Annotated in this window: 19 protein-coding genes; 16 read left to right on the forward strand and 3 right to left on the reverse strand. The window is 69.1% G+C overall.

The window, feature by feature from the left end; all coding sequences use genetic code 11:
- From AC07O4_RS12175 to AC07O4_RS12185, 3 genes are all read left to right on the forward strand, one after another.
- Nucleotides 1-3,535: YadA-like family protein (locus tag AC07O4_RS12175; protein WP_495304667.1), on the forward strand; the 3,535-nt coding region annotated here is incomplete at its 5' end.
- A gap of 26 nt (nt 3,536-3,561) precedes the next feature.
- Entirely contained in the window at nt 3,562-4,422 is an 861-nt protein-coding gene (locus AC07O4_RS12180) for an OmpA family protein (RefSeq protein ID WP_495304668.1), read from the forward strand.
- A 2-nt stretch (nt 4,423-4,424) separates the two neighbouring features.
- On the forward strand, nt 4,425-4,862 hold the full coding sequence (locus AC07O4_RS12185; RefSeq protein ID WP_095744971.1) for a hypothetical protein: 438 nt from the start codon (nt 4,425-4,427) through the stop codon (nt 4,860-4,862).
- Between the two features lie 39 nt (nt 4,863-4,901).
- On the opposite strand, the gene AC07O4_RS12190 is transcribed toward AC07O4_RS12185, so the two are convergent.
- The 3 genes from AC07O4_RS12190 to AC07O4_RS12200 all read right to left on the reverse strand — a co-directional run bounded on the left by AC07O4_RS12190 (nt 4,902) and on the right by AC07O4_RS12200 (nt 7,490).
- Nucleotides 4,902-5,696 (reverse strand): winged helix-turn-helix domain-containing protein, encoded by a 795-nt coding sequence (locus AC07O4_RS12190; protein ID WP_495304669.1) that lies wholly within the window; start codon nt 5,694-5,696, stop codon nt 4,902-4,904.
- 3 nt (nt 5,697-5,699) lie between these two features.
- The gene (locus tag AC07O4_RS12195; protein WP_070060321.1) at nt 5,700-5,936 is read right to left on the reverse strand and encodes a hypothetical protein; all 237 of its coding nucleotides are present in this window, start codon (nt 5,934-5,936) and stop codon (nt 5,700-5,702) included.
- A 732-nt stretch (nt 5,937-6,668) separates the two neighbouring features.
- Nucleotides 6,669-7,490: a ferritin-like domain-containing protein gene (locus tag AC07O4_RS12200; RefSeq protein WP_070060322.1), complete on the reverse strand. Its 822-nt coding sequence runs from the start codon at nt 7,488-7,490 to the stop codon at nt 6,669-6,671.
- 261 nt (nt 7,491-7,751) lie between these two features.
- On the opposite strand from AC07O4_RS12200, the gene alaS reads away from it, so the two are divergent.
- From alaS to AC07O4_RS12265, 13 genes are all read left to right on the forward strand, one after another.
- On the forward strand, nt 7,752-10,376 hold the full coding sequence (gene alaS / locus AC07O4_RS12205; RefSeq protein ID WP_495304670.1) for an alanine--tRNA ligase: 2,625 nt from the start codon (nt 7,752-7,754) through the stop codon (nt 10,374-10,376).
- A gap of 33 nt (nt 10,377-10,409) precedes the next feature.
- Nucleotides 10,410-11,426 carry a 2-dehydropantoate 2-reductase gene (locus AC07O4_RS12210; protein WP_070060324.1) on the forward strand — a complete coding sequence of 339 codons (1,017 nt, stop codon included), beginning with the start codon at nt 10,410-10,412 and terminating at the stop codon, nt 11,424-11,426.
- 54 nt (nt 11,427-11,480) lie between these two features.
- On the forward strand, nt 11,481-12,740 hold the full coding sequence (locus AC07O4_RS12215; protein ID WP_495304671.1) for a D-amino acid dehydrogenase: 1,260 nt from the start codon (nt 11,481-11,483) through the stop codon (nt 12,738-12,740).
- A 191-nt stretch (nt 12,741-12,931) separates the two neighbouring features.
- Entirely contained in the window at nt 12,932-13,915 is a 984-nt protein-coding gene (locus tag AC07O4_RS12220; RefSeq protein ID WP_495304672.1) for a Bug family tripartite tricarboxylate transporter substrate binding protein, read from the forward strand.
- A gap of 77 nt (nt 13,916-13,992) precedes the next feature.
- The gene (locus AC07O4_RS12225; RefSeq protein ID WP_495304899.1) at nt 13,993-14,751 is read left to right on the forward strand and encodes an SDR family oxidoreductase; all 759 of its coding nucleotides are present in this window, start codon (nt 13,993-13,995) and stop codon (nt 14,749-14,751) included.
- 43 nt (nt 14,752-14,794) lie between these two features.
- Nucleotides 14,795-15,331, forward strand: a complete 537-nt coding sequence (locus tag AC07O4_RS12230; RefSeq protein ID WP_062474577.1) for a cupin domain-containing protein — start codon at nt 14,795-14,797, stop codon at nt 15,329-15,331.
- Between the two features lie 27 nt (nt 15,332-15,358).
- Nucleotides 15,359-16,228: an alpha/beta fold hydrolase gene (locus AC07O4_RS12235; protein ID WP_495304673.1), complete on the forward strand. Its 870-nt coding sequence runs from the start codon at nt 15,359-15,361 to the stop codon at nt 16,226-16,228.
- 36 nt (nt 16,229-16,264) lie between these two features.
- Complete coding sequence (locus tag AC07O4_RS12240; protein WP_070060330.1) at nt 16,265-17,098, forward strand: IclR family transcriptional regulator; 834 nt, start codon at nt 16,265-16,267, stop codon at nt 17,096-17,098.
- Nucleotides 17,099-17,118: 20 nt separating this feature from the next.
- Complete coding sequence (locus AC07O4_RS12245; protein ID WP_495304674.1) at nt 17,119-17,958, forward strand: SDR family oxidoreductase; 840 nt, start codon at nt 17,119-17,121, stop codon at nt 17,956-17,958.
- A complete protein-coding gene (locus tag AC07O4_RS12250; RefSeq protein WP_495304675.1) occupies nt 17,951-19,648 on the forward strand; it encodes a thiamine pyrophosphate-binding protein in 1,698 nt (565 codons plus the stop codon). The genes AC07O4_RS12245 and AC07O4_RS12250 overlap by 8 nt, the downstream gene beginning before the upstream one ends.
- A 20-nt stretch (nt 19,649-19,668) precedes the next feature.
- Nucleotides 19,669-20,469, forward strand: coding sequence for an aspartate dehydrogenase (locus tag AC07O4_RS12255; RefSeq protein WP_495304676.1), 801 nt, complete (start codon nt 19,669-19,671; stop codon nt 20,467-20,469).
- An 8-nt stretch (nt 20,470-20,477) separates the two neighbouring features.
- Nucleotides 20,478-21,953 (forward strand): aldehyde dehydrogenase, encoded by a 1,476-nt coding sequence (locus AC07O4_RS12260; RefSeq protein ID WP_495304677.1) that lies wholly within the window; start codon nt 20,478-20,480, stop codon nt 21,951-21,953.
- A 17-nt stretch (nt 21,954-21,970) separates the two neighbouring features.
- Nucleotides 21,971-22,942: a VOC family protein gene (locus AC07O4_RS12265; protein ID WP_495304678.1), complete on the forward strand. Its 972-nt coding sequence runs from the start codon at nt 21,971-21,973 to the stop codon at nt 22,940-22,942.
- The last annotated feature ends 6 nt before the right edge of the window (nt 22,943-22,948 follow it).

Below are 22,948 nucleotides of genomic sequence, written 5' to 3' on the forward strand. Positions count from 1 at the left end.
CGACATCAAGGGTCTCAGCAACACGACGCTGACCGATCCGAGCTTCGCGACGGCGGGACGTGCAGCGACCGAAGAGCAACTGAAGAAGGTCAACGACACCGCCAGCGCAGGCTGGAATGTCGCGGCCAACGGCGAAGCCACGGGCGGCAATGTCGCTCCTGGCGGCAAGGTCGACTTCAGCAACTCCGACAGCAACGTCACGATCACGCGCAGCGGCACGAACCTCGACTTCAAGCTCGCTGACGACGTGAAGGTCAACAACAGCGTGACGGTGGGGCAGAGCGTGCTCAACACCACGAGTCTGGCGGTGAACGATGGCACGACCACCACGGCTGTTGCAGCCGGCGGCGTGACCAGCGGCAGCGTGAACCTCAGCGGTGTCAGCAATGACATCCAAGGCCTGAGCAACAAGACACTGACCGACCCGAGCTTCGCGACCGTGGGCCGCGGGGCCACGGAAGAACAGCTCAAGATCGTCAACGACACGGCCAGCGCGGGTTGGAATGTCGCAGCCAACGGCGAAGCCACGGGCGGCAACGTCGCACCGGGTGGCAAGGTCGACTTCAGCAACTCGGACAGCAACATTGCGATCACGCGCACGGGCACGAATCTCGACTTCAAGCTGGCCGATGACGTGAAGGTCAACAACAGCGTGTCCGTGGGCCAGAGCGTGCTCAACACCACGGGCCTGACCGTGAACGACGGCACGACCACCACGGCCGTCGCGGCGGGTGGCGTCACCAGCGGCACCGTCAAGCTCAGCGGCGTCAGCAATGACATCCAGGGCCTGAGCAACAAGACGCTGACCGACCCGAGCTTCGCGACTGTGGGCCGTGCTGCGACGGAAGAGCAACTGAAGCAGGTCAACGACACCGCCAGCGCAGGCTGGAATGTCGCGGCCAACGGCGAAGCTACCGGCGGCAACGTCGCGCCGGGCGGCAAGGTCGACTTCAGCAACTCGGACAGCAACATCGCAATCACCCGCACCGGCACGAACCTCGACTTCAAGCTCGCTGACGACGTCAAGGTCAACAACAGCGTCACGGTCGGCCAGAGCGTGCTCAACACCACGGGCCTGACGGTGAACAACGGCACGACCACCACGGCCGTCGCGGCGGGTGGCGTCACCAGCGGCTCCGTCAAGCTCAGCGGCGTCAGCAACGACATCCAGGGCCTGAGCAACAAGACGCTGACCGACCCGAGCTTCGCGACCGTGGGCCGCGCGGCCACCGAAGAGCAGCTCAAGCTGGTCGACGCCACGGCCAGCAAGGGCTGGAACCTGAGCGCGAACGGCGAGGCGACGCCGCAGAACATCGCACCCGGTGGCACGGCTAACTTCGCCAATGGCGACAACATGGTGGTCACGCGCAACGGCAACACGCTGACCGTGGCCACGGCCAAGGATGTGAAGTTCGACAGCGTGACGACCGGCGACACCGTGATGAACAACGCCGGCGTGACCGTGGGCCCGAACGTCACCCTCGGCGCCACCGGCCTGACCATCGTCGGCGGTCCGAGCGTGACCACGGCGGGGGTCGATGCGGGCGGCAAGGTGATCACCAACGTGGCGCCCGGCGTGGCCGGCACCGACGCGGTGAACGTCAGCCAGCTCAAGGACACGGTCGCCGAGAGCAAGACCAAGTACTACAGCGTGAACTCGACCGGCGGCGGCAACGAGAACAACGACGGTGCCACGGGCGCCGACGCGATCGCCGCGGGCAAGGACGCGCAGGCGACGGCCGTCAACGCGGTGGCGATGGGCACGGCGGCGCAGGCCGCGGGCGTCAGCGCCACGTCGATCGGCAATGCCGCCTGGGCGATGGGCGACCGCAGCACGGCGGTGGGTTACTTCTCGACCGCGGACGGCATCGACAGCGCGGCCTTCGGCGCCTGGGCGCGGGCTGCAGGCAACGGCAGCGTGGCCGCGGGCGCGGCCTCGAACGCCTCGGGCGTGGCAAGCGTCGCGATGGGCGCGGCGAGCGCCGCTGTCGGCGATGTGAGCGTGGCAGTAGGTGCAGGCAGCACAGCCACAGCGACGGGTGGTGCGGCATTGGGCGCAGGCTCGGTGGCCGACCGCGCGGCCGGCGTGAAGGGCTATGTGCCGCCGGAGGCGACCACCGCGCAGGCGGACGCCATCGCCGCCACCACCAGCACCGTGGGTGCGGTCGGCGTGGGCGACGCGGCCCACGGCGTGTTCCGCCAGATCACTGGCGTGGCCGCCGGCTCCGCGCCGAGCGACGCCGTGAACGTGGCGCAGCTGCAGGCGGTGGCCAGCCAGGCCGCGGCGGCGGGCAGCAAGTGGATCACCGGTTCGCCGACGACCTACGTGGCGCCCACGTCCACGGGCACCGACAGCACGGCGGTGGGCTCGGGCGCGGCCGTCAAGGCCGACCAGGGCGTGGCCATCGGCACCGGTGCCGTGGTCACCACGAAGAACAGCGTCGCGCTGGGCAACGACGCCACCACGGCGGAGGCCAAGCCCACCAAGGAGGTCACGCTCCAGGGCACGACCTACCAGTTCGCCGGCACCAAGCCGGTGGGCGTGGTCAGCGTCGGTTCGAAGGATGCCGAGCGCCAGCTCACCAACGTCGCGGCCGGCGAGATCAGCGCCACCAGCACCGACGCGGTGAACGGCAGCCAGCTGTACGCGACGAACCAGGCGATCAACAACATGACCACCGGTGGCGGCGGCATCAAGTACTTCCACGCCAACTCGAAGGCGGCCGACTCGAACGCCGCCGGCGCCGAGAGCGTGGCCATCGGCCCGAACGCGGTCGCGCTGGGCAACAACGCCATCGCCACCGGCAACAACGCGCAGGCCAAGGCGGCCGGCAGCATCGCGCTGGGTGCCAACAGCACGGCCAGCACGGCCAACAGCGTGGCGCTGGGCGATGGCGCGGTGGCCAACCGCGCGGGCATGAACGGGCAGCGCGAGATGTTCTCGAACACGGTGGTGCAGTCGGCGCAGGGTGCAGTGTCGGTCGGCTCGGCCGGCAACGAACGCCAGATCACCAACGTGGCCGGCGGCACGCAGGCCACCGACGCGGTGAACGTGCGCCAGCTGCAGGCCGTGCAGCAAAGCGCGGTGCGCTACGACACGAACGTGGACGGCAGCGTCAACTACAACAGCGTGACCATGGGCAACGGGGCCTCCACCGGCCCGGTCACGGTGCAGAACGTGGCGCCGGGCGTGGCGCCCACCGACGCGGTCAACGTGCAGCAGCTGAACCAGGCCGGTGCCGCCGGCGTGGCCTACACCGACGCGCGCACCAACGCGCTGGGCAACGAGCTGCGCAACACCGCCAAGAACGCCTATGCCGGCGTGGCCGCCGCCATGGCCGTGCAGATGCCGGGCACCTCCGTGCCGGGCAAGACGGTGATGCGCGTGGGCTACGGCACGTTCAAGGGCGAGAGCGCGGTGGGCATCAGCTTCCGCCGCACGGCCGAGAACAACGGCTGGAGCGTGACCGGCGGCGTGGGTATGAGCCGCGCCGGGGCCGCGGCCACGGTCGGCGCCGAGTGGGTCTTCAATTGAAGCGGGAGAGAAAAAGAATGAAGCAGATGAACCGAACCCTGTCCGCCGTCGCACTGGCGGCCTTGCTCGCGGCCCTGCAGGGCTGCGCCTCGCCCGGCGCCGCCATCGACAAGGACGCGCAGGCGCGCGCCGCGGCCGAGAAGCCCGCGGCGCCCAGGCCCGAGGAGTTTCCGGCGCTGGACAGCGCCAAGTGGAAGCAGGGCGCCTTTCCGGGCACCGAGAAGTTCCAGCGCGTGCGCCCCGGCATGGGCAAGGACCAGCTGCGCGAGCTGCTGGGCTGGCCGCACTTCAGCGAAGGCCTGTGGGGCGTGCGCGAGTGGAACTACATCTTCCACTTCTACACGGGCAAGGGCAGCGAGCACGTCACCTGCCAGTACATGGTGCGTTTCAACGGCAGCGAGCTGATGACCGGCGGCTGGTGGAAGAACCCCGACTGCGCCTTGCTCGCGCAGCCGCCGGCGGCCACGCCGATCCCGGCCAGCACCAAGCTGGCGCCGCCGCAGAAGGTCACGCTCAATGCAGACGGCCTGTTCCGCTTCGACGGCGCCTCGCTCACCGACCTGCTGCCCGCGGGCCGCACGCGGCTGGAGCACCTGGCCGTCGAGCTGCGCAACAACTTCCGCTCGCTGCACTACATCGTGGTGACGGGCCACACCGACCGGCTGGGCGGCGACGCCTACAACGAGGCGCTGTCGCTGGAGCGCGCCAACACCGTGCGCGACCTGCTGGTGCAGCAGGGGCTGGACCGCAAGCTGATCCGCACCGCGGGCATGGGCAAGCGCCAGCCGGTGGTGTCCGACTGCGAAGGCAGCCGCAGCACGCCGGCGCTGCTGCAGTGCCTGCAGCCCAACCGGCGCGTCGAGCTGGACATCGCAGGGGAGCAGTGACGATGAACGCGCCTGCTCCCTCGGGCTACCGGATCGCGCTGGTCGATTCCGACGCCTTGCAGCGCGCCTGCACCGGCAACTCGCTGACGGCGCTGGGGGCCGACTTCATCCCGTTCGTGCGCATCGCCGACCTGATCCAGGCGCTGGAGGTGGGCCAGCGCTTCGACGGGGTGATCGTGGGGCTGCACGCCGATGCGCAGAAGACGGTGGCGCGCGTGCCCGCGATGCACCAGGCGGCCGACTGGATGCTGCCGCTGCTGTACCTCACGCACCGCTCGGAGCTGGAGAGCGTGGAGTCGGTGCCCGTCGCGGTGCGCGCGCAGCGTTCCTTCGAGCTGCTGCTGACGCCAGTGTCGAACGAGGACCTGGGCGCCTGGCTGGCGTCGCTGGACGGCCGGCTGAAGCCGGCGCGGCTGATTCGCGTGGGGGCGGACGCCTGACGCGCGCCCGGGGCCCGGCCCGCTGCGGGGCCGGGCCTGTCAGCAATTCACGGCAAGGGCGGCATGGCGTGGCCGGCCTCTTCGCGTGAACTCCCTCTCCTTGACGGGTTCGCGCCCGGGCAACACCGACACCAGCCGGTAGCCCTGCTTGTAGACCGCGCGCAGCTCGTAGCCGTTCTCGGCGCACAGGTCCAGGCGCTTGCGGATGTTGGCCGCGCACACGTCGAGCACGCGCGTGCCTTCGTAGGGCGTGGTCTTGTCCCAGATCGATTGCCACAGCCACTCGCGCGTGATCACCTGCCCGGCGTTGCGGAACAGCGTGACGGCGAAGGCGTACTGGCGCGGCTGCAGGCGGATGCGCCGCTCGTGCAGCAGCACCGTGTGGGCCATGTCGAGAAAACGGTAGGGGCCCCAGCTCGCCGCGCCGAGGCTGGCGGTCTGCGCGGCCTGCCGGGCGCGCAGCAGCAGGGTGCGCATGCGCCAGGCCAGTTCGTTGATGGCGTCGTCGATGCCGGCGCCGTGCAGCTCGATGAAGTCGTCCCAGCCCGGCGCGTCGCGCCAGGGCATGAGCTGCTCCCAGCGCCTGTCGCGCACGATGAGCAGCGTCGGAATGTTCAGCGCCCGGCAGGCGGCGAAGAGGCTGCGCGAAGCCAGCTCGTTCTCGACCACCAGCAGCAGCAGGTCGATCGGCTGGCCGCTGTCCAGCAACGCAAAGAAGTCGCCCGCACTCGAGAACCGCAGGGTGTCGTAGCCCAGGCGGGGCAGGCTGTGCAGCAGCTGGGGTCCGGTGGTGCCTTGCGGGTCGAGCAGGGCCACGCGCGCGGTCACCGGCATGGCTCAGGACGCCTTCTTGCCGTCCCGGACCGCCAGCACCACGATGCCCACGGCGCACGCCGCGAACAGGAGGCCCGTCGGCACGGCGCCCAGGGTGCCCATCAGCCAGCCGTACAGGTCGGTCAGCATGGCGATGAGCCGGTTGCCGCTGGTCTGGCGGCTCAGGTCGTTGGCGATGAATGCGTTGAACGACAGCACTGAGAAAACCAGCGCCACAAAGCCAGCCACGATCCACTTCACGATGTTTTGCTCCCTTGGGTCCCCGGCGCGGCGCAGGCTGGCCGCCCGGGTCGTTCGATGCTAGCGGGGGCTTCGGGGTGGGAGTCTGATGAATTCTTTCAGCGCCGTTCGGGGCGGCGGCGGACCGGTCTTGGGGGGGAAACGGGCGGGAAAAATATTTTTCCGGGTTTTTTACCTCCGCTGCCTCTTTCGCAGGCACCGCGTTGCAGGCCCCGCCAGGCAAGGGTTTTGCGCGCTGCACACACGGTTTTCCACAGCATTGTCCCCACCGGATTGGGAAAACCCGTCATGGCGATGTGGTAGGGCGACGGGTGGCCCGGCGGCGGGCAAAAAAATACCCGCCGGAGCGGGTATCTCGAGGGGCCCCCGAAGGGGCGCGCTCTAAGGCAAACAGAGAGCTCTTCTTTTGCGGCCCTGTTGCGTGACAGCAAGTGCATCCTCGGCGAGGACGCGCGCCCAGCATGTCAGCTGAAAAATGTCGTAACCGTAGGACAAGTTAAAAAGTGTGAAGAATTTGGCACTTTTTCGAGCTTCGGGGGATACCCTCGGTCCGAACGATCGTGCAGAACTGTCGGTGTTGTCCGACAAGCCGGGGGCGGCCTGGGCCCTAAATTTTGCGGACTCGCTTCAAGTGCGGGTTCTCTGTGCGTGACAGCAATCCAGAGATTCAGCCCAGCATCGTGCTGGGTTTTTTTTGCGCGTTTTCCGGCGTTTTCTGGGGTTTGGGGCCCGTCAGCGCAGGAAGACATGCTCCATGAACTGCCGGATCGGGTACTGGATCACCGTCTGTACCCGGGCCGGCAGCTCCAGCGGGCGCATCAGCATCTTCAGCGTGGCGGCGGGGCTCAGGTGGGTGCGGATGGTGCGGTTCATGTGCGCGCTCAGCTGCTGCACGTAGGCCGCGTCGCCGGCGCGGTGCGGAGCGCGAGCCTGCAGCACGTGGCGGACGGCGCAGTCGGCGTCCTCGCTTTTCAGCTCCAGCGTGCGCCGGCCGATGGTGCCCATCACGCGGAAACGGTTCAGCCGCTCCTGCGCGCGGTAGCGGCGAAAGAACCGGTAGAAGTGCTTGTAGTGGTTGACCTCGTCGGTCGCGATGCGCGTCGCCAGGTCGCGCAGCACCGGCTCGGTGGTGCTGCGGGCCATGGCCCGGTAGTAGGTGGCGGTGCCGGTCTCGACCACGCAGCGGGCCGTCATTTCCAGGGCGCGGGTCGGGGCCAGCAGCTCGACCTTGCAGTAGGTGGCGTACTCGTCGAGGAAGCCGCGGTAGGCGGTTTCCCAGGGAAATTCGGGCCAGACGTGGTCCACGTAGGCGCGCAGGGCCCGGCCGTGCTGCAGCTCTTCCTGCTCCCAGTGGTTCGACAGCCACTCGGTGACCTCGTCGTCGCCCCGGAAGAAATCGACCAGGTTCTGCGTGTACAGGTCGGAGCCGCTCTCGATGAAGGAGGCCGACGCCACCAGGTAGAAGAGGTTCTCGTCCGTGCGCACCTGTTCGCGTGCGATGCGGGAGAAATCGAGGTCTTCGATCTTCCAGTGTTCCGACGCCTGACCCGCCATGCGTGCTCCTTGATTCATGTTGCCGATGAAAACAGGGAAGAAACAGGCTGCAGCCGGGGAGGGCGCGCACCGCTTCAGCCGTCCATATTAGCCCCGGCTCCCGGATCGCGCGTGCGCAAGGCCCGCGGGCGGCCCGGGCACCATGCGCAAACCTATAATCGATTGTTCAAGCAAATCAAGCAGTTAGGCCGGTTCAACGCAGTGGTTTCGACGCAGGGTCGCCATCGCCAGGCCGCCCCCGACAGCAGACGAAATCCAAAGATGAGCCAGCCCACATTCACGGTCGCGGACATCCGCAAGACCTTTCTCGATTTCTTCGCCTCCAAGGGCCACACGGTGGTGCCTTCGAGCTCGCTGGTGCCGGGCAACGACCCGACGCTCATGTTCACGAACTCGGGCATGGTCCAGTTCAAGGACGTGTTCCTCGGCGAAGACAAGCGCCCCTACGTGCGCGCCGCCTCGGTGCAGGCCTGCCTGCGTGCCGGCGGCAAGCACAACGACCTCGAGAACGTGGGCTACACCGCGCGCCACCACACCTTCTTCGAGATGCTGGGCAACTGGAGCTTCGGCGACTACTTCAAGCGCGACTCGCTGAAATGGGCCTTCGAGCTGCTGACCCAGGTCTACAAGCTGCCGGCCGAAAAACTCTGGGCCACCGTCTACATCGAGGACGACGAGGCCTACGACATCTGGACCAAGGAAATCGGCCTGCCGCCCGAGCGCGTCGTGCGCATCGGCGACAACAAGGGCGGCCGCTACATGTCCGACAACTTCTGGATGATGGCCGACACAGGCCCGTGCGGCCCGTGCTCCGAAATCTTCTACGACCACGGCCCCGAGATCCCCGGCGGCCCGCCCGGCTCGCCCGATGAAGACGGCGACCGCTACATCGAGATCTGGAACAACGTGTTCATGCAGTTCGACATGCAGCCCGACGGCTCGGTCAAGAAGCTGCCCGCGCCCTGCGTCGACACCGGCATGGGCCTGGAGCGCCTGGCCGCGATCCTGCAGCACGTGCACAGCAACTACGAAATCGACATCTTCGACGCGCTCATCAAGGCCGCAGGCCGCGAGACCGGCACGCAGGACCTGTCGAACAACTCGCTGCGCGTGATCGCCGACCACATCCGCGCCACCTCCTTCCTGGTAGCCGACGGCGTCATTCCCTCGAACGAAGGCCGCGGCTACGTGCAGCGGCGCATCGTGCGCCGCGCCATCCGCCACGGCTACAAGCTGGGCCAGAAGAAGCCCTTCTTCCACAAGCTGGTGCCCGACCTCGTGAAGCTCATGGGCGACGCGTACCCCAAGCTGGTGGCTGACGAGAAGAAGATCATCGAAACCTTGAAGGTCGAGGAAGAAGGTTTCTTCCGAACCATTGCCAACGGGATGTCTATCCTCGAAGGCGAACTCGAGAACGGAGTGACTGTTCTTGCAGGAAAGATCGCCTTTACTCTGCACGACACCTTCGGTTTCCCGCTCGATTTGACGCAGGACGTGTGCCGTGAACGCGGAGTAGCGGTCGACGAGGCCGGCTTCTGGGCGGAAATGGAGGCGCAGAAGGAGAAGGGTCGGGGCGGAAGTAATTTCCAGCAGAGGCGCAAGGTTGAGTACGCCGGCGCGGGCAACACCTTCACCGGCTACGACCACCTGGAAGAAAACGCCAAGGTCGTCGCGCTGTACCTCGAAGGCGTGGCCGTCAACGAGCTGAAGGAAGGCCAGAGCGGCATCGTGGTGCTCGACACCACGCCGTTCTATTCGGAGAGCGGCGGCCAGGTCGGCGACCAGGGTGTGCTCGTGGCCGAAGGCGTGCAGTTCGGCGTCGACGACACGCAGAAGATCAAGGCCGACGTGTTCGGCCACCACGGCACGCAGACGCAAGGCACGCTGAAGGTCGGCGACACGGTCAAGGCCGCCGTCGACACCGCGCGCCGCGCCGCCACCATGCGCAACCACTCGGTCACCCACCTGATGCACAAGGCCCTGCGCGAAGTGCTGGGCGATCACGTGCAGCAGAAGGGCTCGCTGGTCGACGCCGACAAGACGCGCTTCGACTTCGCGCACAACGCCCCGGTCACGCGCGAGCAGATCCTCGAGATCGAAAAGCGCGTCAACGCCGAGATCCTGGACAACGCGCCCACGCAAGCGCGCGTGATGGACCTCGAGTCGGCCCAGAAGACCGGCGCCATGATGCTGTTCGGCGAGAAGTACGGCGAGACCGTGCGCGTGCTCGACATCGGCACCAGCCGCGAACTGTGCGGCGGCACCCACGTGGGCCGCACGGGCGACATCGGCCTGTTCAAGATCGTCAGCGAAGGCGGCGTGGCCGCCGGCGTGCGCCGCATCGAGGCCGTCACGGGCGCCAACGCGCTGTCGTACCTGCAGGACCTCGAATCGACCGTGCACAGCGTGGCCGCCACGCTCAAGTCGCCGGCTGCCGAGCTGCAGGGTCGCCTCTCGCAGGTGCTGGAGCAGGTCAAGACGCTCGAACGCGAAGTGGGCGCGCTCAAGGGCAAGCTCGCGTCGTCCAAGGGCGACGAGCTCATCGCGCAGGCGGTGGACGTCAACGGCATCAAGGTGCTCGCGGCCAAGCTCGACGGCGCCGACGCCAAGACGCTGCGCGACACCATGGACAAGCTCAAGGACAAGCTGAAGACCGCCGCCATCGTGCTGGCCGCCGTGGACGGCGACAAGGTGCAGATCGCCGCCGGTGTCACGGCCGACAGCATCGCCAAGGTCAAGGCCGGCGAGCTGGTCAACTTCGTGGCCCAGCAGGTCGGCGGCAAGGGTGGCGGCAAGCCCGACATGGCCATGGCCGGCGGCACCGACGCCGCGGGCCTGCCGGCCGCGCTGCAATCGGTGCAGGCCTGGGTCGCCCAACGGACCTGAGGTCCTTTCCGCCCACTACCCACACAGCACTTCATGTCCGACGCGATCCCCGGTGAAGTGCTCGTGATGGGGGCGGGCACCATCGGCTGTTTCATCGGCGGCAGCCTGGCGGCGGCGGGCGTGCCCGTCACCTTCGTCGGCCGTCCGCGCGTGCTCGACAAGCTCGCACGCCACGGCCTCACGCTCACCGACCTCGACGGCGCCCGGCACAAGCTGGCGGCGCCCACGCTGCGCCTGTGCGAACAGGTGCCGGTGGGCGCGCGGCCCGCGCTGGTGCTGCTGTGCGTGAAGAGCGGCGCCACGGCCGAGGCGGCGCGCGAACTGGCCTTTGCGCTGCCGGCCGGCACCACGGTGGTTTCGCTGCAGAACGGCATCTCGAACTGCGCCGCCGCGGGGCAGGCCGGCCCCTCGCTCAACATCCGCGCCGGCATGGTGCCGTACAACGTGGCCGAGATCGACGACGGCGCCTTCCACCGGGGCACGCCCGGACGGCTGGCCGCGGAAGACGACCCCGCGCTGCGCGACTGGCTGCCCGTGTTCGAGCGCGCCGGCGTGCCGCTCGACCTGCATGCCGACCTGCTGCCAGTGCAGTGGGGCAAGCTGCTGCTCAACCTCAACAACCCGGTCAATGCGCTGTCGGGCCTGCCGCTGCGCGACGAGCTCATGCAGCGCGGCTACCGCCGCTGCTTCGCGGCGCTCATCGATGAAACGCTGGGCGTGCTGCGCACGGGCGGCATCGTGCCCGCGCAGGTGGCGGCCGTGCCGGCGCGGCGCTTGCCGGGCCTGCTGCGGTTGCCCGACTGGCTGTTTCGCATCGTCGCGGCACGCATGCTGCGCATCGACGCCAAGGCGCGCTCCAGCATGGCCGACGACCTCGCGTTGGGCCGTCGCACCGAGATCGACGCACTGAGTGGCGAGGTGGTGCGGCTCGCGCAGGAGCACGGCCTGAGCGCACCGCGCAACGCGCGCATGGTCGCGCTGCTCGAGGCCTGGCCGCAACAGCCGAAGCGCTGGACGGCGCGCGAACTGCAGGACTCGCTGGGCCTGTAAGCGCCGACCCTGTACTCTCAGGCCCATGGCGGCTTTCAAGAGGGAGGGGTTGTCATGCAGGTCCTGATTCTCGGCAGCGGTGTCATCGGCACCTCGGTGGCGTACTACCTGGCGCGCGCCGGGCACACGGTGACGGTGCTGGAGCGCCAGCCGGCGCCCGCGCTCGAAACCAGCTTCGGCAACGCGGGCGAGGTGTCGCCCGGCTACTCGGCGCCGTGGGCCGGGCCCGGCGTGCCGGTCAAGGCGATCAAGTGGATGCTCATGCAGCACAGCCCGCTGGTCATCAAGCCAATGCTCGATCCGGCGATGTGGCGCTGGGGTCTGTCGATGCTGCGCAACTGCACGCAGGCGCGCTACGAACTCAACAAGGGCCGCATGGTGCGGCTGGCCGAATACAGCCGCGACTGCCTGAAGGCGCTGCGCGCCGACACCGGCATCCGCTACGACGAGCGCATGCAGGGCACGTTGCAGCTCTTTCGCACGCAGGCACAGCTCGACGGCACCGCGAAGGACGTGGAAGTGCTGAAGGCGTCGGGCGTGCCTTACCAGGTGCTCGACCGCGACGGCTGCGTGCTGCATGAGCCCGCGCTCGGCGCCGTGAAGGACAAGTTCGTCGGCGGCCTGCGACTGCCGGGCGACGAGACCGGCGACTGCTTCAAGTTCACGCAGGCGCTGGCCAAGCTGGCCGAAGCCGAGGGCGTGCAATTCAGATTCGGCGTGAACATCCAGGCCCTCGAACACGAAGCGGGGAAGGGCGTGACCGGGGTGCGCACCGACCAGGGCGTGTTCACCGCCGACCGCTACGTGGTCGCGCTCGGCAGCTACTCGCCCGCGCTGGTGCGGCCGCTGGGCATCGACCTGCCGGTGTACCCGGTCAAGGGCTTCTCGATCACGGTGCCCATCACCGACGCGAGCGGCGCGCCCGAATCCACCGTGATGGACGAGACCTTCAAGGTCGCCGTCACGCGCCTGGGCGATCGCATCCGCGTGGGCGGCACGGCGCAGCTCTCGGGCTTTGACCTCGCGCTCGATGCGCGGCGGCGCGACACGCTCGAGCACGTCGTGACCGACCTGTTCCCGCGCGGCGGCCCGGTGCGCGACGCGTCCTTCTGGACCGGCCTGCGCCCCATGACGCCCGACGGCACGCCGGTGATCGGCGCCACCCGCGTGCCCAAGCTGCTGCTGAGCACCGGCCACGGCACGCTCGGCTGGACCATGGCGGCCGGCACCGGCCGCGTGATGGCCGACCTGGTCGCGGGCAGGGCGCCCGAAATCGACATGGAAGGCCTGACCGTGGCGCGCTACGGCGGGTAGCCCAACCCCGCTTCCACCCTCGAAGGGCGGCCCGAAACGGCCGCCCTTTTTCGTGGGCCGTGCAGCCTGGCTTCACCTCAACTAGGGTTTTTACCTAGTCATGAAGTTGTCTTCGTCGGTATTCTCGCGGTGTTCCATTAATAAATCGTTGTTTCTTTAGCGAAACAAGCCACCGATTCCACGGACCCTCGATGACACACACTCGCCGCCTCGCCATCGCCGCTGCCGTCTCCCTGGCCGCCGCTTGCGCTTCCGGATTCGCCTGGGCAGACACCTACCCCAGCAAGCCGATCACGCTGGTCGTTGCCTATCCGGCGGGTGGCGACACCGACGCCTTGGCGCGCCTGTACGCCGAGAAGCTCTCGGCCCGCGTCGGCCAGCCCGTGGTGGTCGACAACCGCCCCGGCGCCAGCGGCATCATCGGCAGCGCTTTCGTGTCGAAGGCCGCGCCCGACGGCTACACGTTGCTGCTCGCGCCCAGCACCTTCTCGATCGCGCAGCTGGTGCTCAAGACCGGCAGCACCTCGGGCTACGACGTGCTCAACGGCTTCACGCCGATCGTGCAGACCGGCAGCCTGCCGCTGTTCCTCGTGGCCAGCGGCGCCAAGGGCTACACCGGCCTGAAGGACGCGGTGGCCGCGGCCAAGGGCGGCAAGTCGCTGAGCTACGCCAGCCCGGGCAGCGGTTCGCCGATGCACATCCTGGGCGAAATGTTCGCCCGCGCCTCGGGCACCAGCCTGGCGCACGTGCCGTACAAGGGCGTGGCGCCCGCCGTCAACGACGTGCTCGGCGGCCATGTGCCGGTGACCTTCATCACGCTGGGCCCGGTGGCGCCCTACATGCCCAACGGCAAGATGGTCCCGCTGGCCGTGGCCTCGCGCGAGCGCTCGCCGCTCGCGCCCAAGGTGCCGACCTTCGCCGAGCTGGGCTACAAGGACGTCGAGCTCACCGCCTGGAACGGCCTGTGGGGCCCGCGCAACCTGCCGCCCGAGATCGTGAAGACGCTCAACGGCCACTTCAACGAGATCCTGAAGATGCCCGAGATCGTCGCGCGCATGGCCGTGCTGGGCACCACGCCCGTGGGCGGCGACGCCGACGTGCTGGCCAAGACCAACGCCGCCGACTTCGCGCGCTTCGGCAAGGTCATCAAGGAACTCGGCATCCAGGCCGACTGAACCTCACGGAGACGCCCGCCATGACCGACCTCAAAGCCATCGCCGATCCCTCCAGCCTGCAGTCGCTGCTGGCCGAGATGCCCGCCAACCTGCTGGCCGGCCGCCGCGTGCTCGTGACCGGCGGTGCGCGCGGCCTGGGCCTGGCGTTCGCGCAGTGCGTGGCCGCGGCGGGCGCGAGCGTGGTGCTGGCCGACATCCTCGGCGAACTGGCCGAAACCGAAGCCCAGGCGCTGCGCGATGCCGGCCACACGGCGCACGCGCTGGCCATCGATCTGTCGGACCCGGCTTCCATCGAGGCGGGCGCCGCCGAGGCGGTGCGCCTGCTGGGCGGGCTCGATGGTCTCGTCAACAACGCCGCCATCACCAACTCGGGCGGGCGCGACGCGCACCAGCTCGAGATCGACATGTGGGACCGTGTGATGAACGTCAACGTGCGCGGCAGCTGGCTCATGGGCCGCGCCTGCCGTCCCGCGCTGGCGGCCAGCGGCCGTGGCGCCATCGTCAACCTCGCGTCGGACACGGCGCTGTGGGGCGCGCCCAACCTGCTGGCCTATGCGTCGAGCAAGGGCGCCGTCATTTCCATGACGCGCTCGCTGGCGCGCGAATGGGGCGGCGACAACATCACGGTGAACGCCGTGGCGCCCGGCCTCACGCTGGTCGAGGCCACCGAGTACGTGCCGATGGCGCGCCACCAGAAGTACCTCGAAGGCCGCGCCATCCCGCGCGAGCAGCAGGCGGCCGACGTCTGCGGCGCGACCGTGTTCCTGCTGTCCGGCCTGGCGCGCTTCGTCACCGGCCAGCTGCTCGCCGTCAACGGCGGCTTCGCGATGCACTGAACCCGTCACCACCGACCGAATTTCCCGACCAAGGAGTACACCCATGAGCGATTTGTCCGAACAGCAGAAGATCAACAACACCCTGGCGCAGCCCGAGGGCAGCAGCCTGGCCGAGTGGATGAACACCCGCATCGCCCGCTACGAAACCCGCAAGTACGACTGGGACGCGCTGAAGTTCCAGGCCGACTTCGACCCCAAGTTCCGCCGCGCGCAGATGCGCTATGTGGGCACCGGCGGCACCGGTGTCGCGGCCGACACCAACACCGTGCCCTCGGAGCACTTCACCTTCTCGACCATGGTGATCCCGGCCGGCCACGAAGGCCCGCCGCACATCCACACCGACGTGGAAGAGGTGTTCTTCCTGATCCGCGGCAAGCTCAAGGTCGTGATCGAGAAGGACGGCGAGCGCTTCGAAACCATCATGACCGACCGCGACCTGATCTCGGTGCCGCCCGGCGTGTACCGCGAAGAGATCAACATCGGCGACGAAGACGCGCTGATGTGCGTGATGCTCGGTGCCAAGAAGCCGGTCACGCCGACGTACCCCGCCGACCACCCGCTGGCCAAGATCAAGCGCTGAGCGAGCGAGCCAGCGAGCGAACAGGCCATGAGCACCGTCGACATCCCCGCGCAGACCCTGCCGGCTTCCGAGCTGGCGCGGCTCGACGCGCGCTTTCCGGCCCGCGACGTCGCGGTGGGCGGCGGCGCGGTGGTGTCGGTGCGCGAATGCGGACAGGGCCCGGTGATCGTGTGCCTGCACGGCATCGGCTCGGGCGCGGCCTCGTGGCTCGACACCGCGGCGCTGCTGGCGCCGCAGGCCTGCCTCATCGCGTGGGACGCACCGGGCTATGGCCGCTCGACGCCGCTGGCCTCGGCCGCGCCGACCGCCGCCGACTACGCCGCACGCCTTGAAGAAATGCTCGATGCGCTCTCGATCCGCTCCTGCGTGCTGGTCGGCCATTCGCTGGGCGCCATCGTCGCCGCGTCGGCTGCGCGCAGCGATGCGAGCGCCAGTGCCCGCATCCGCCGCCTCGTGCTCGTGAGCCCCGCCATCGGCTACGGCGCCGCCGCGCGCATCGACGCCCGCGCCAAGGTGCGCGCCGAACGCCTGGCCACGCTCGACGACCTCGGCATTGCCGGCATGGCCGCCAAGCGCGCGGGCCGGCTCGTGTCCGACGGTGCCAGCGAACACGCCCGCCAGTGGGTGCGCTGGAACATGGCGCGCCTGAACGACCACGGCTACTGCCAGGCCGTCGAGCTGCTGTGCAACGCCGACCTGCTGGCCGACCTGCCGCCGCCGATGCCCGTGCGCGTGGCCTGCGGTGCGCTCGACGTCGTCACGCCGCCGGCTGCCTGCGAAGAAGTCGCGCGCCGCTGCGGCGTGCCCCTCGAATTGGTGGACGATGCGGGTCACGCCGGCTATGTGGAACAACCGCAGGCCGTCGCCGCCTTGCTGCGCGAATCGCTCGCCGGCTGACCCGACACGAACAAGACAACCGAGAGGAATTCCAAGATGGCCACCGACAACGAAGTGATGGAAGAGGGCGCAGACCGCTACAACGTGCCCGCGCTGGAGCGCGGCCTGCGCGTGCTGTGCGAGTTCAGCCGCGAGAGCCGCACGCTCTCCGCGCCCGAGCTGGCGCGCCGCTTCGACCTGCCACGGTCGACCGTCTTCCGCCTGCTCACCACGCTGGAGAACATGGGCTTCCTCGAGCGCGCCGAGGGCGGTCGCGACTACCGCCTGGGCCTGGCCGTGCTGCGCCTGGGCTTCGAATACCTGGCCTCGCTGGAGCTCACGCAGCTGGGCACGCCGCTGCTCAACCGCCTGTGCGACGAGCTGCGCACGCCCTGCAACCTGGTGGTGCGCGACGGCCGCTCGATCGTCTACGTCGCCAAGGTGGCGCCGGCCACGCCCTTCGCCAGCTCGGTCACGGTGGGCACGCGCCTGCCGGCCCACGCCACGGTGCTGGGCCGCATCCTGCTCGAAGACCTCACGCTGCCGCAGCTGCGCGCGCTGTACCCCGAAGACAAGCTCGAGACCTTCTCGCCGAGCACGCCCAAGACCGTGAACGAACTGTTCGACATGGTGCAGGCCGACCGCCAGCGCGGCTATGTGCTGGGCGAGGGCTTCTTCGAATCGAACATCTCCACCATCGCCGCGCCGGTGCGCGACCACAGCGGCCACATCGTGGCGGCGCTGGGCGCCACCATCACCTCGGGCCACATCGACGAGAACCGCATGGACGAGATGGTGCAGCGCGTGCGCGGCACCGCCGACGAGATCTCGGGCCTGCTCAATTACTCGCCCGCGCGCACCAGCAAGGTGGTTCCGCTGCGCAGCGCCTGACGACTGATTTGCGATCGACCATGACGACCCTTGCCCCTTCCTCCTCCTTCTTCGCCGCCGACGCACTGGCCGGCCGCGTGGCCGTGGTCACGGGCGGGTCGTCGGGCATCGGCCTGGCCACCGTCGAGCTGCTGCTCGGTTGCGGCGCCGCCGTGGCGCTGTGCGGGCGCAACGCCGAACGGCTCGATGCCGCCGTGGCCGGCCTGCGTGCCACGTACCCGGACGCCAAGCTGTTCGCGCAGACCTGCGACGTGCTCGACGCCGCCTCGGTGCGCGCCTTCGCCGCCGCCAGCGAGGCCGCGCTCGGCCCGGCCTCGATGCTGGTCAACAACGCAGGGCAGGGGCGTGTCTCCACCTTCGCCGACACCGACGACGCGGCCTGGATGCAAGAGCTGCACCTGAAGTTCTTCTCGGTCATCCACCCGACGCGCGCCTTCCTGCCGCAGCTCACGGCGCAGCGCGCGGTGCTCGGCGATGCCGCCATCGTCTGCGCCAACTCGCTGCTGGCACGCCAGCCCGAGCCGCACATGGTCGCCACCTCGGCCGCGCGCGCGGGCCTGTTGAACCTCGTGCGCTCCATGGCCACCGAGTTCGCGCCGCAGGGCGTGCGCGTCAACGGCATCCTGATCGGCCTGGTCGAGTCGGGCCAGTGGCGCCGCCGCTTCGAGGCGCGCGAAGACAAGTCGCAGGACTGGGCCGCCTGGAGCCGCCAGCTCGCCACCACCAAACACATCCCGCTGGGTCGCCTGGGGCTTCCGACCGAAGCCGCGCGCGCGATCCTTTTCCTTGCTTCACCGCTCGCGTCGTACACGACCGGCAGCCACATCGACATCTCCGGAGGCCATTCCCGCCATGCATAACCCCAACAACACCGTCACGGTCGGCGCCGTCGTCGCCGCGTTTCTCGAGCAGTGCGGCGTCAAGGCAGCCTTCGGCGTGATCTCGATCCACAACATGCCGATCCTCGATGCCTTCGCGCAGCGCGGCACGGTGCGCTTCATCTCGGCACGCGGCGAAGCCGGCGCGGGCAACATGGCCGATGCCTATGCGCGCTCCACCGCCAGCCTGGGCGTGTGCATCACCAGCACCGGCCCGGCCGCGGGCAACATCGCCGGCAGCATGGTCGAGGCACTGACGGCCGGCGCACCGCTGTTGCACATCACCGGCCAGATCGAGACGCCGTACCTGGACAAGGGCATGTCGTACATCCACGAAGCGCCCGACCAGCTCACCATGCTCAAGGCCGTGTCGAAGGCCGCGCTGCGCGTGCGCAGCGTCGAGACGGTGCTCGGCACGCTCAAGCGCGCGGTGCAGCTCGCGATGACGGCGCCGACCGGCCCGGTGAGCGTGGAGATCCCGATCGACATCCAGTCGGCGCTCACGACCATGCCGGCCGACCTGTCGCCGCTGCCCATCGAGCGCCCCGTGCCTTCGGCCGCCGGCCTCGATGCATTGGCCGCGCGCCTGTCCACCGCCAAGCGTCCGCTGCTGTGGGTCGGTGGCGGTGCCCGCCATGCGCGCAGTGCGATCCAGCGCCTGCAGAAGCTGGGCTTCGGCGTGGTCACGACCACGCAGGGCCGCGGCACGGTGCCCGAGGACGATGCCGGCTCGCTCGGCGCCTACAACATCCAGAAGCCGGTCGAGGCCTTCTATCAGACCTGCGACGCGATGCTCGTGGTCGGCTCGCGCCTGCGCGGCAACGAGACGCTCAAGTACGAACTGAAGCTGCCGCGCCCGCTGTACCGCATCGACGCCGATGCCGCCGCCGAAGGCCGCTGCTATGCGTCCGAAGCCTTTGTCTGCGGCGATTCCGCGCTGGCCCTCGACGGCCTGGCCGACCGCCTCGAAGCCGCGAAGTACCAGGCCGACCCGCAGCTGCTGGTCGACCTGCGCGCGGCGCACGACCAAGCGGTTGCCACGCTGCGCGACGGCCTCGGCCCGTACGCCGAACTCGTGCGCCAGCTGCAGTCGGTGGCCGGCCGCAAGTTCAACTGGGTGCGCGACGTCACGGTGTCCAACAGCACCTGGGGCAACCGCGAGCTGCGCGTGTTCGAACCCAGCGCCGGCGTGCACGCCACGGGCGGTGGCATCGGCCAGGGCATGCCCATGGCCATCGGCGCGGCCATCGGCGCGGCGGTGACGGGCTCGGGCCGCAAGACCTTCTGCCTGGCCGGCGACGGCGGTTTCATCCTGAACCTGGGCGAGCTGGCCTGCATGGTGCAGGAGAAGGCGCCCATGGTCATCGTGCTCATGAACGACAAGAGCTACGGCGTAATCAAGAACATCCAGGACGCGCAGTACGGCGGCCGCCAGTGCTACGCCGAGCTGCACACGCCCGACTACGATCTGCTGTGCAAGTCGATCGCGCTGCCGCATGCCCGCGTGAAAGACCTGGCCGACCTGCCGGCGCAGCTGGACCAGGCGCTGGCCGCCGACGGTCCGTTCCTGCTGGAGATCGACATGCTGTCGATCGGCGGCTTCAAGACCAGCTTCGCCGGCCCGCCGACCAACACGGTCACGCAGATTCCCGCGCTCGGCGCGGCCAAGTGAGCGAACGCGGAGCCCCACGCATGACCACTGCCATCACGCGCATCGCCCTCGTCGGCTGCGGAGCCATCGGCACCTCGGTGCTCGAACTGCTGCGCGGCGATCCCGCCCTGAAGGTGGTGGCCATCGTCGTGCCGGCCGAAGGCATTGCCGCCGCGCGGAAGGTCGCCCCCGACGCGCAGGTGGGCAGCGCCGTGCCCGCCGACGGCATCGACCTCGTGGTCGAGACCGCCGGCCATGCCGCCATCGAGGAACACGTGCTGCCCGCGCTGGCACGCGGCACGCCCTGCGTGGTGGCGTCGGTGGGCGCGCTGTCGGCCACGGGCTTCGCCGAGAAGCTCGAAGCCGCCGCCGTTGCCGGCCGCACGCAGGTGCAGCTGATTCCCGGCGCCATCGGCGGCATCGACGCGCTGGCCGCGGCCCGCATCGGCGGCCTGGACAGCGTGCGCTACACCGGCCGCAAGCCGCCGCAGGCCTGGAAGGGCACGCCGGCCGAGCAGGGCCGCAACCTGGACACGCTGGCGCACGAAACCGTGATCTTCGAAGGCAGCGCGCGCGAAGCCGCCTTGCTCTATCCGAAGAACGCCAACGTGGCGGCCACCGTGTCGCTCGCGGGCCTGGGCCTGGACCAGACGCTGGTGCGCCTCATTGCCGACCCGGCCACCACCGAGAACGTGCACACCGTCGAAGCCGAAGGCGCCTTCGGCAGCTTCGCGCTGACCATGCGCAACAAGCCGCTCGCGGCCAACCCCAAGACCTCGGCCCTGACCGTGTACAGCGCCGTGCGCGCGCTGCGCAACCGCGTCGCGGCCCTTGCCATCTGAGCCACCCCATGATCTCCACCGAACTCCTTCCGATCTGCATCGCCGGCGAATGGCGCCTGGGCGGCGGCGACGTCTACGAAAGCTTGTACCCGGCCACCGGCGAGCCCATCGCGCGCCTGAAGGCCGCGAGCCTGGCCGATGTCGAAGAAGCCATCGCGCGCGCCGACCACGCCTTTCGCACCAGCGGCTGGGCCCAGCGCCTGCCGCACGAGCGCGCCGCCGTGCTGCACCGCGTGGCACAGCTGATCCGCGAAGAGGGCGAGTCGCTGGCGCAGAAGCAGCGCCTGGACAACGGCAAGCCGATCAGCGAAACGCGCAACCTCGTGGCCAGCGCCGCGGGCACCTTCCAGTTCTTCGCCGCCGCATTGGAGACGCTCGAAGAAACCATCACCCCCTCGCGCGGCGCCTTCGTCACGATGAGCGTGCACGAGCCCATGGGCGTGGTCGCGGCCATCACGCCGTGGAACTCGCCCATCGCGAGCGAAGCCCAGAAGTTGGCGCCCGCGCTGGCGGCCGGCAACGCGGTGGTCGTGAAGCCCGCCGAAGTCACGCCGCTCATGGCGCTGGAACTCGCGCGTATCTGCGAAGCGGCCGGCGTGCCCAAGGGCATCGTGAGCGTGCTGCCGGGCAAGGGCTCGGTGATTGGCGACGCGATCACCAAGCACCCGCTGGTCAAGCGCGTGTCGTTCACCGGCGGCACCACCACCGGCAAGCACATCGCCCACATCGCGGCCGACAAGATGATGCCGGTGTCGCTCGAGCTCGGCGGCAAGTCGCCCACCATGGTGCTCGACGACGCCGACCTCGACCATGCGGTGAACGGCGTGCTCTACGGCATCTTCAGTTCGTCGGGCGAGTCGTGCATCGCGGGCTCGCGCCTGTTCGTGGCGCGCGGCATCTACGACGAGTTCCTGACGCGGCTGGCCGAAGGCGCCAATGCGCTGCGCGTGGGCGACCCGGCCTCGGAGCGCACGCAGATGGGCCCGCTCATCACGGCCAAGCACCGCGAAGGCATTGAGCGTTACGTGGACCTGGGCGTGTCCGAGGGCGGGCGCATCCGCACGGGCGGCGTGCGCCCGCACGGCGCCGACTACGACAAGGGCTACTTCTACCAGCCGACCATCCTCGAAGGCCTGACCAACAACGCCCGCATCAGCCAGGAAGAAATCTTCGGCCCGGTGCTGGTCGCGATGCCCTTCGACAACGAGGAAGAACTGATCGCGCAGGCCAACGACAGCGTCTACGCGCTGGCCGCAGGCGTGTGGAGCCGCGACTTCAAGCGCGCCTGGAAGCTGGGCCGCGCGGTGCAGGCCGGCACGGTCTGGGTCAACACCTACAAGCAGTTCTCGGTCTCGACGCCGTTCGGCGGCTGGCGCGACAGCGGCCTGGGCCGCGAGAAGGGCCGCGAAGGCATCTTCCAGTACATGGAACAGAAGAGCATGTACTGGGGCACGAACGAACAGCCCCTGCCTTGGGCGAACTGAACGAGAGCGAAAAGATCATGAGCGTACTTGGCATCGACCAGATCACCTACGGCGCGGACGACCTGCCCGCCTGCCGCCAGTTCTTCCAGGACTGGGGCCTTTCACTCGTGTCCGAAGCCGCCGACGAACTCGTCTTCGAGTGCCTCAACGGCTGCAAGGTGGTCGTTGCGGCGTGGGACAAGCCCGGCCTGCCGCCTGCGATGGAAGAGGGCCCGACGCTGCGCGAAGTGGTGTGGGGCGTGGAAAGCGACGCCGACCTGGACCGCTACGCCGCCGCCATCGCGCAAGACCCGGCCTTCGTGGACACCACGGTCGACGGCGCGCGCCGCATCGGCTGCACCGACCCCAACGGCCTGGCCGTGCGCCTGCAGGTCAGCCGCAAGCGCGCGGTCGAGGTCGACTGCGGCGCCATGAACACCTGGAACGCCAAGCCGCGCGTGAACCAGCCCGCACCGATCTACGAACGCGCCACGCCGATCGAGGTCGGCCACGTCGTGTTCTTCGTGAGCGACGTGAAGGGCACGAGCGCGTTCTATGCGCAGCGCTTCGGCTTCGTGTCGTCCGACGGCTATCCGAACCGCGGCGCCTTCATGCGCTGTGCGCCCGAAGGTGGCCACCACGACCTGTTCCTGCTGCAGATCCCGTCGGGCAAGCGCGGGCTCAACCACGTGGCCTTCACCGTGCGCGACATCCACGAGGTGTTCGGCGGCGGCCTGCATTTTTCGCGCTGCGGCTGGGACACCCAGCTGGGCCCGGGCCGCCACCCCGTGTCGTCCGCGTACTTCTGGTACTTCAAGAACCCGGCCGGCGGCCTCATCGAGTACTACGCCGACGAAGACCAGCTCACCGCCGACTGGCAGCCGCGCGAGTTCGAACCCGGCCCGACCGTGTTCGCCGAATGGGCGGTCGATGGCGGCCTCGATGGCAACACCCGCCGCCAGAAGAACGCGGAAGGCCCGAAAGGTGCTTTCCTGACCGAGAAGAAGTGAACCCGG

Source organism: Variovorax sp. GW821-FHT09D04, from assembly GCF_059416405.1.

Bases quoted from the DNA above. Each gene is read 5' to 3' on its own strand.
- AC07O4_RS12180 (WP_495304668.1), top strand. From the start codon at position 3,562: ATGAACCGAACCCTGTCCGCCGTCGCACTGGCGGCCTTGCTCGCGGCC.
- AC07O4_RS12185 (WP_095744971.1), top strand. From the start codon at position 4,425: ATGAACGCGCCTGCTCCCTCGGGCTACCGGATCGCGCTGGTCGATTCC.
- AC07O4_RS12190 (WP_495304669.1), bottom strand. From the start codon at position 5,696: ATGCCGGTGACCGCGCGCGTGGCCCTGCTCGACCCGCAAGGCACCACC.
- AC07O4_RS12200 (WP_070060322.1), bottom strand. From the start codon at position 7,490: ATGGCGGGTCAGGCGTCGGAACACTGGAAGATCGAAGACCTCGATTTC.
- alaS (WP_495304670.1), top strand. From the start codon at position 7,752: ATGAGCCAGCCCACATTCACGGTCGCGGACATCCGCAAGACCTTTCTC.
- AC07O4_RS12210 (WP_070060324.1), top strand. From the start codon at position 10,410: ATGTCCGACGCGATCCCCGGTGAAGTGCTCGTGATGGGGGCGGGCACC.
- AC07O4_RS12215 (WP_495304671.1), top strand. From the start codon at position 11,481: ATGCAGGTCCTGATTCTCGGCAGCGGTGTCATCGGCACCTCGGTGGCG.
- AC07O4_RS12220 (WP_495304672.1), top strand. From the start codon at position 12,932: ATGACACACACTCGCCGCCTCGCCATCGCCGCTGCCGTCTCCCTGGCC.
- AC07O4_RS12225 (WP_495304899.1), top strand. From the start codon at position 13,993: ATGCCCGCCAACCTGCTGGCCGGCCGCCGCGTGCTCGTGACCGGCGGT.
- AC07O4_RS12230 (WP_062474577.1), top strand. From the start codon at position 14,795: ATGAGCGATTTGTCCGAACAGCAGAAGATCAACAACACCCTGGCGCAG.
- AC07O4_RS12235 (WP_495304673.1), top strand. From the start codon at position 15,359: ATGAGCACCGTCGACATCCCCGCGCAGACCCTGCCGGCTTCCGAGCTG.
- AC07O4_RS12240 (WP_070060330.1), top strand. From the start codon at position 16,265: ATGGCCACCGACAACGAAGTGATGGAAGAGGGCGCAGACCGCTACAAC.
- AC07O4_RS12245 (WP_495304674.1), top strand. From the start codon at position 17,119: ATGACGACCCTTGCCCCTTCCTCCTCCTTCTTCGCCGCCGACGCACTG.
- AC07O4_RS12250 (WP_495304675.1), top strand. From the start codon at position 17,951: ATGCATAACCCCAACAACACCGTCACGGTCGGCGCCGTCGTCGCCGCG.
- AC07O4_RS12255 (WP_495304676.1), top strand. From the start codon at position 19,669: ATGACCACTGCCATCACGCGCATCGCCCTCGTCGGCTGCGGAGCCATC.
- AC07O4_RS12260 (WP_495304677.1), top strand. From the start codon at position 20,478: ATGATCTCCACCGAACTCCTTCCGATCTGCATCGCCGGCGAATGGCGC.
- AC07O4_RS12265 (WP_495304678.1), top strand. From the start codon at position 21,971: ATGAGCGTACTTGGCATCGACCAGATCACCTACGGCGCGGACGACCTG.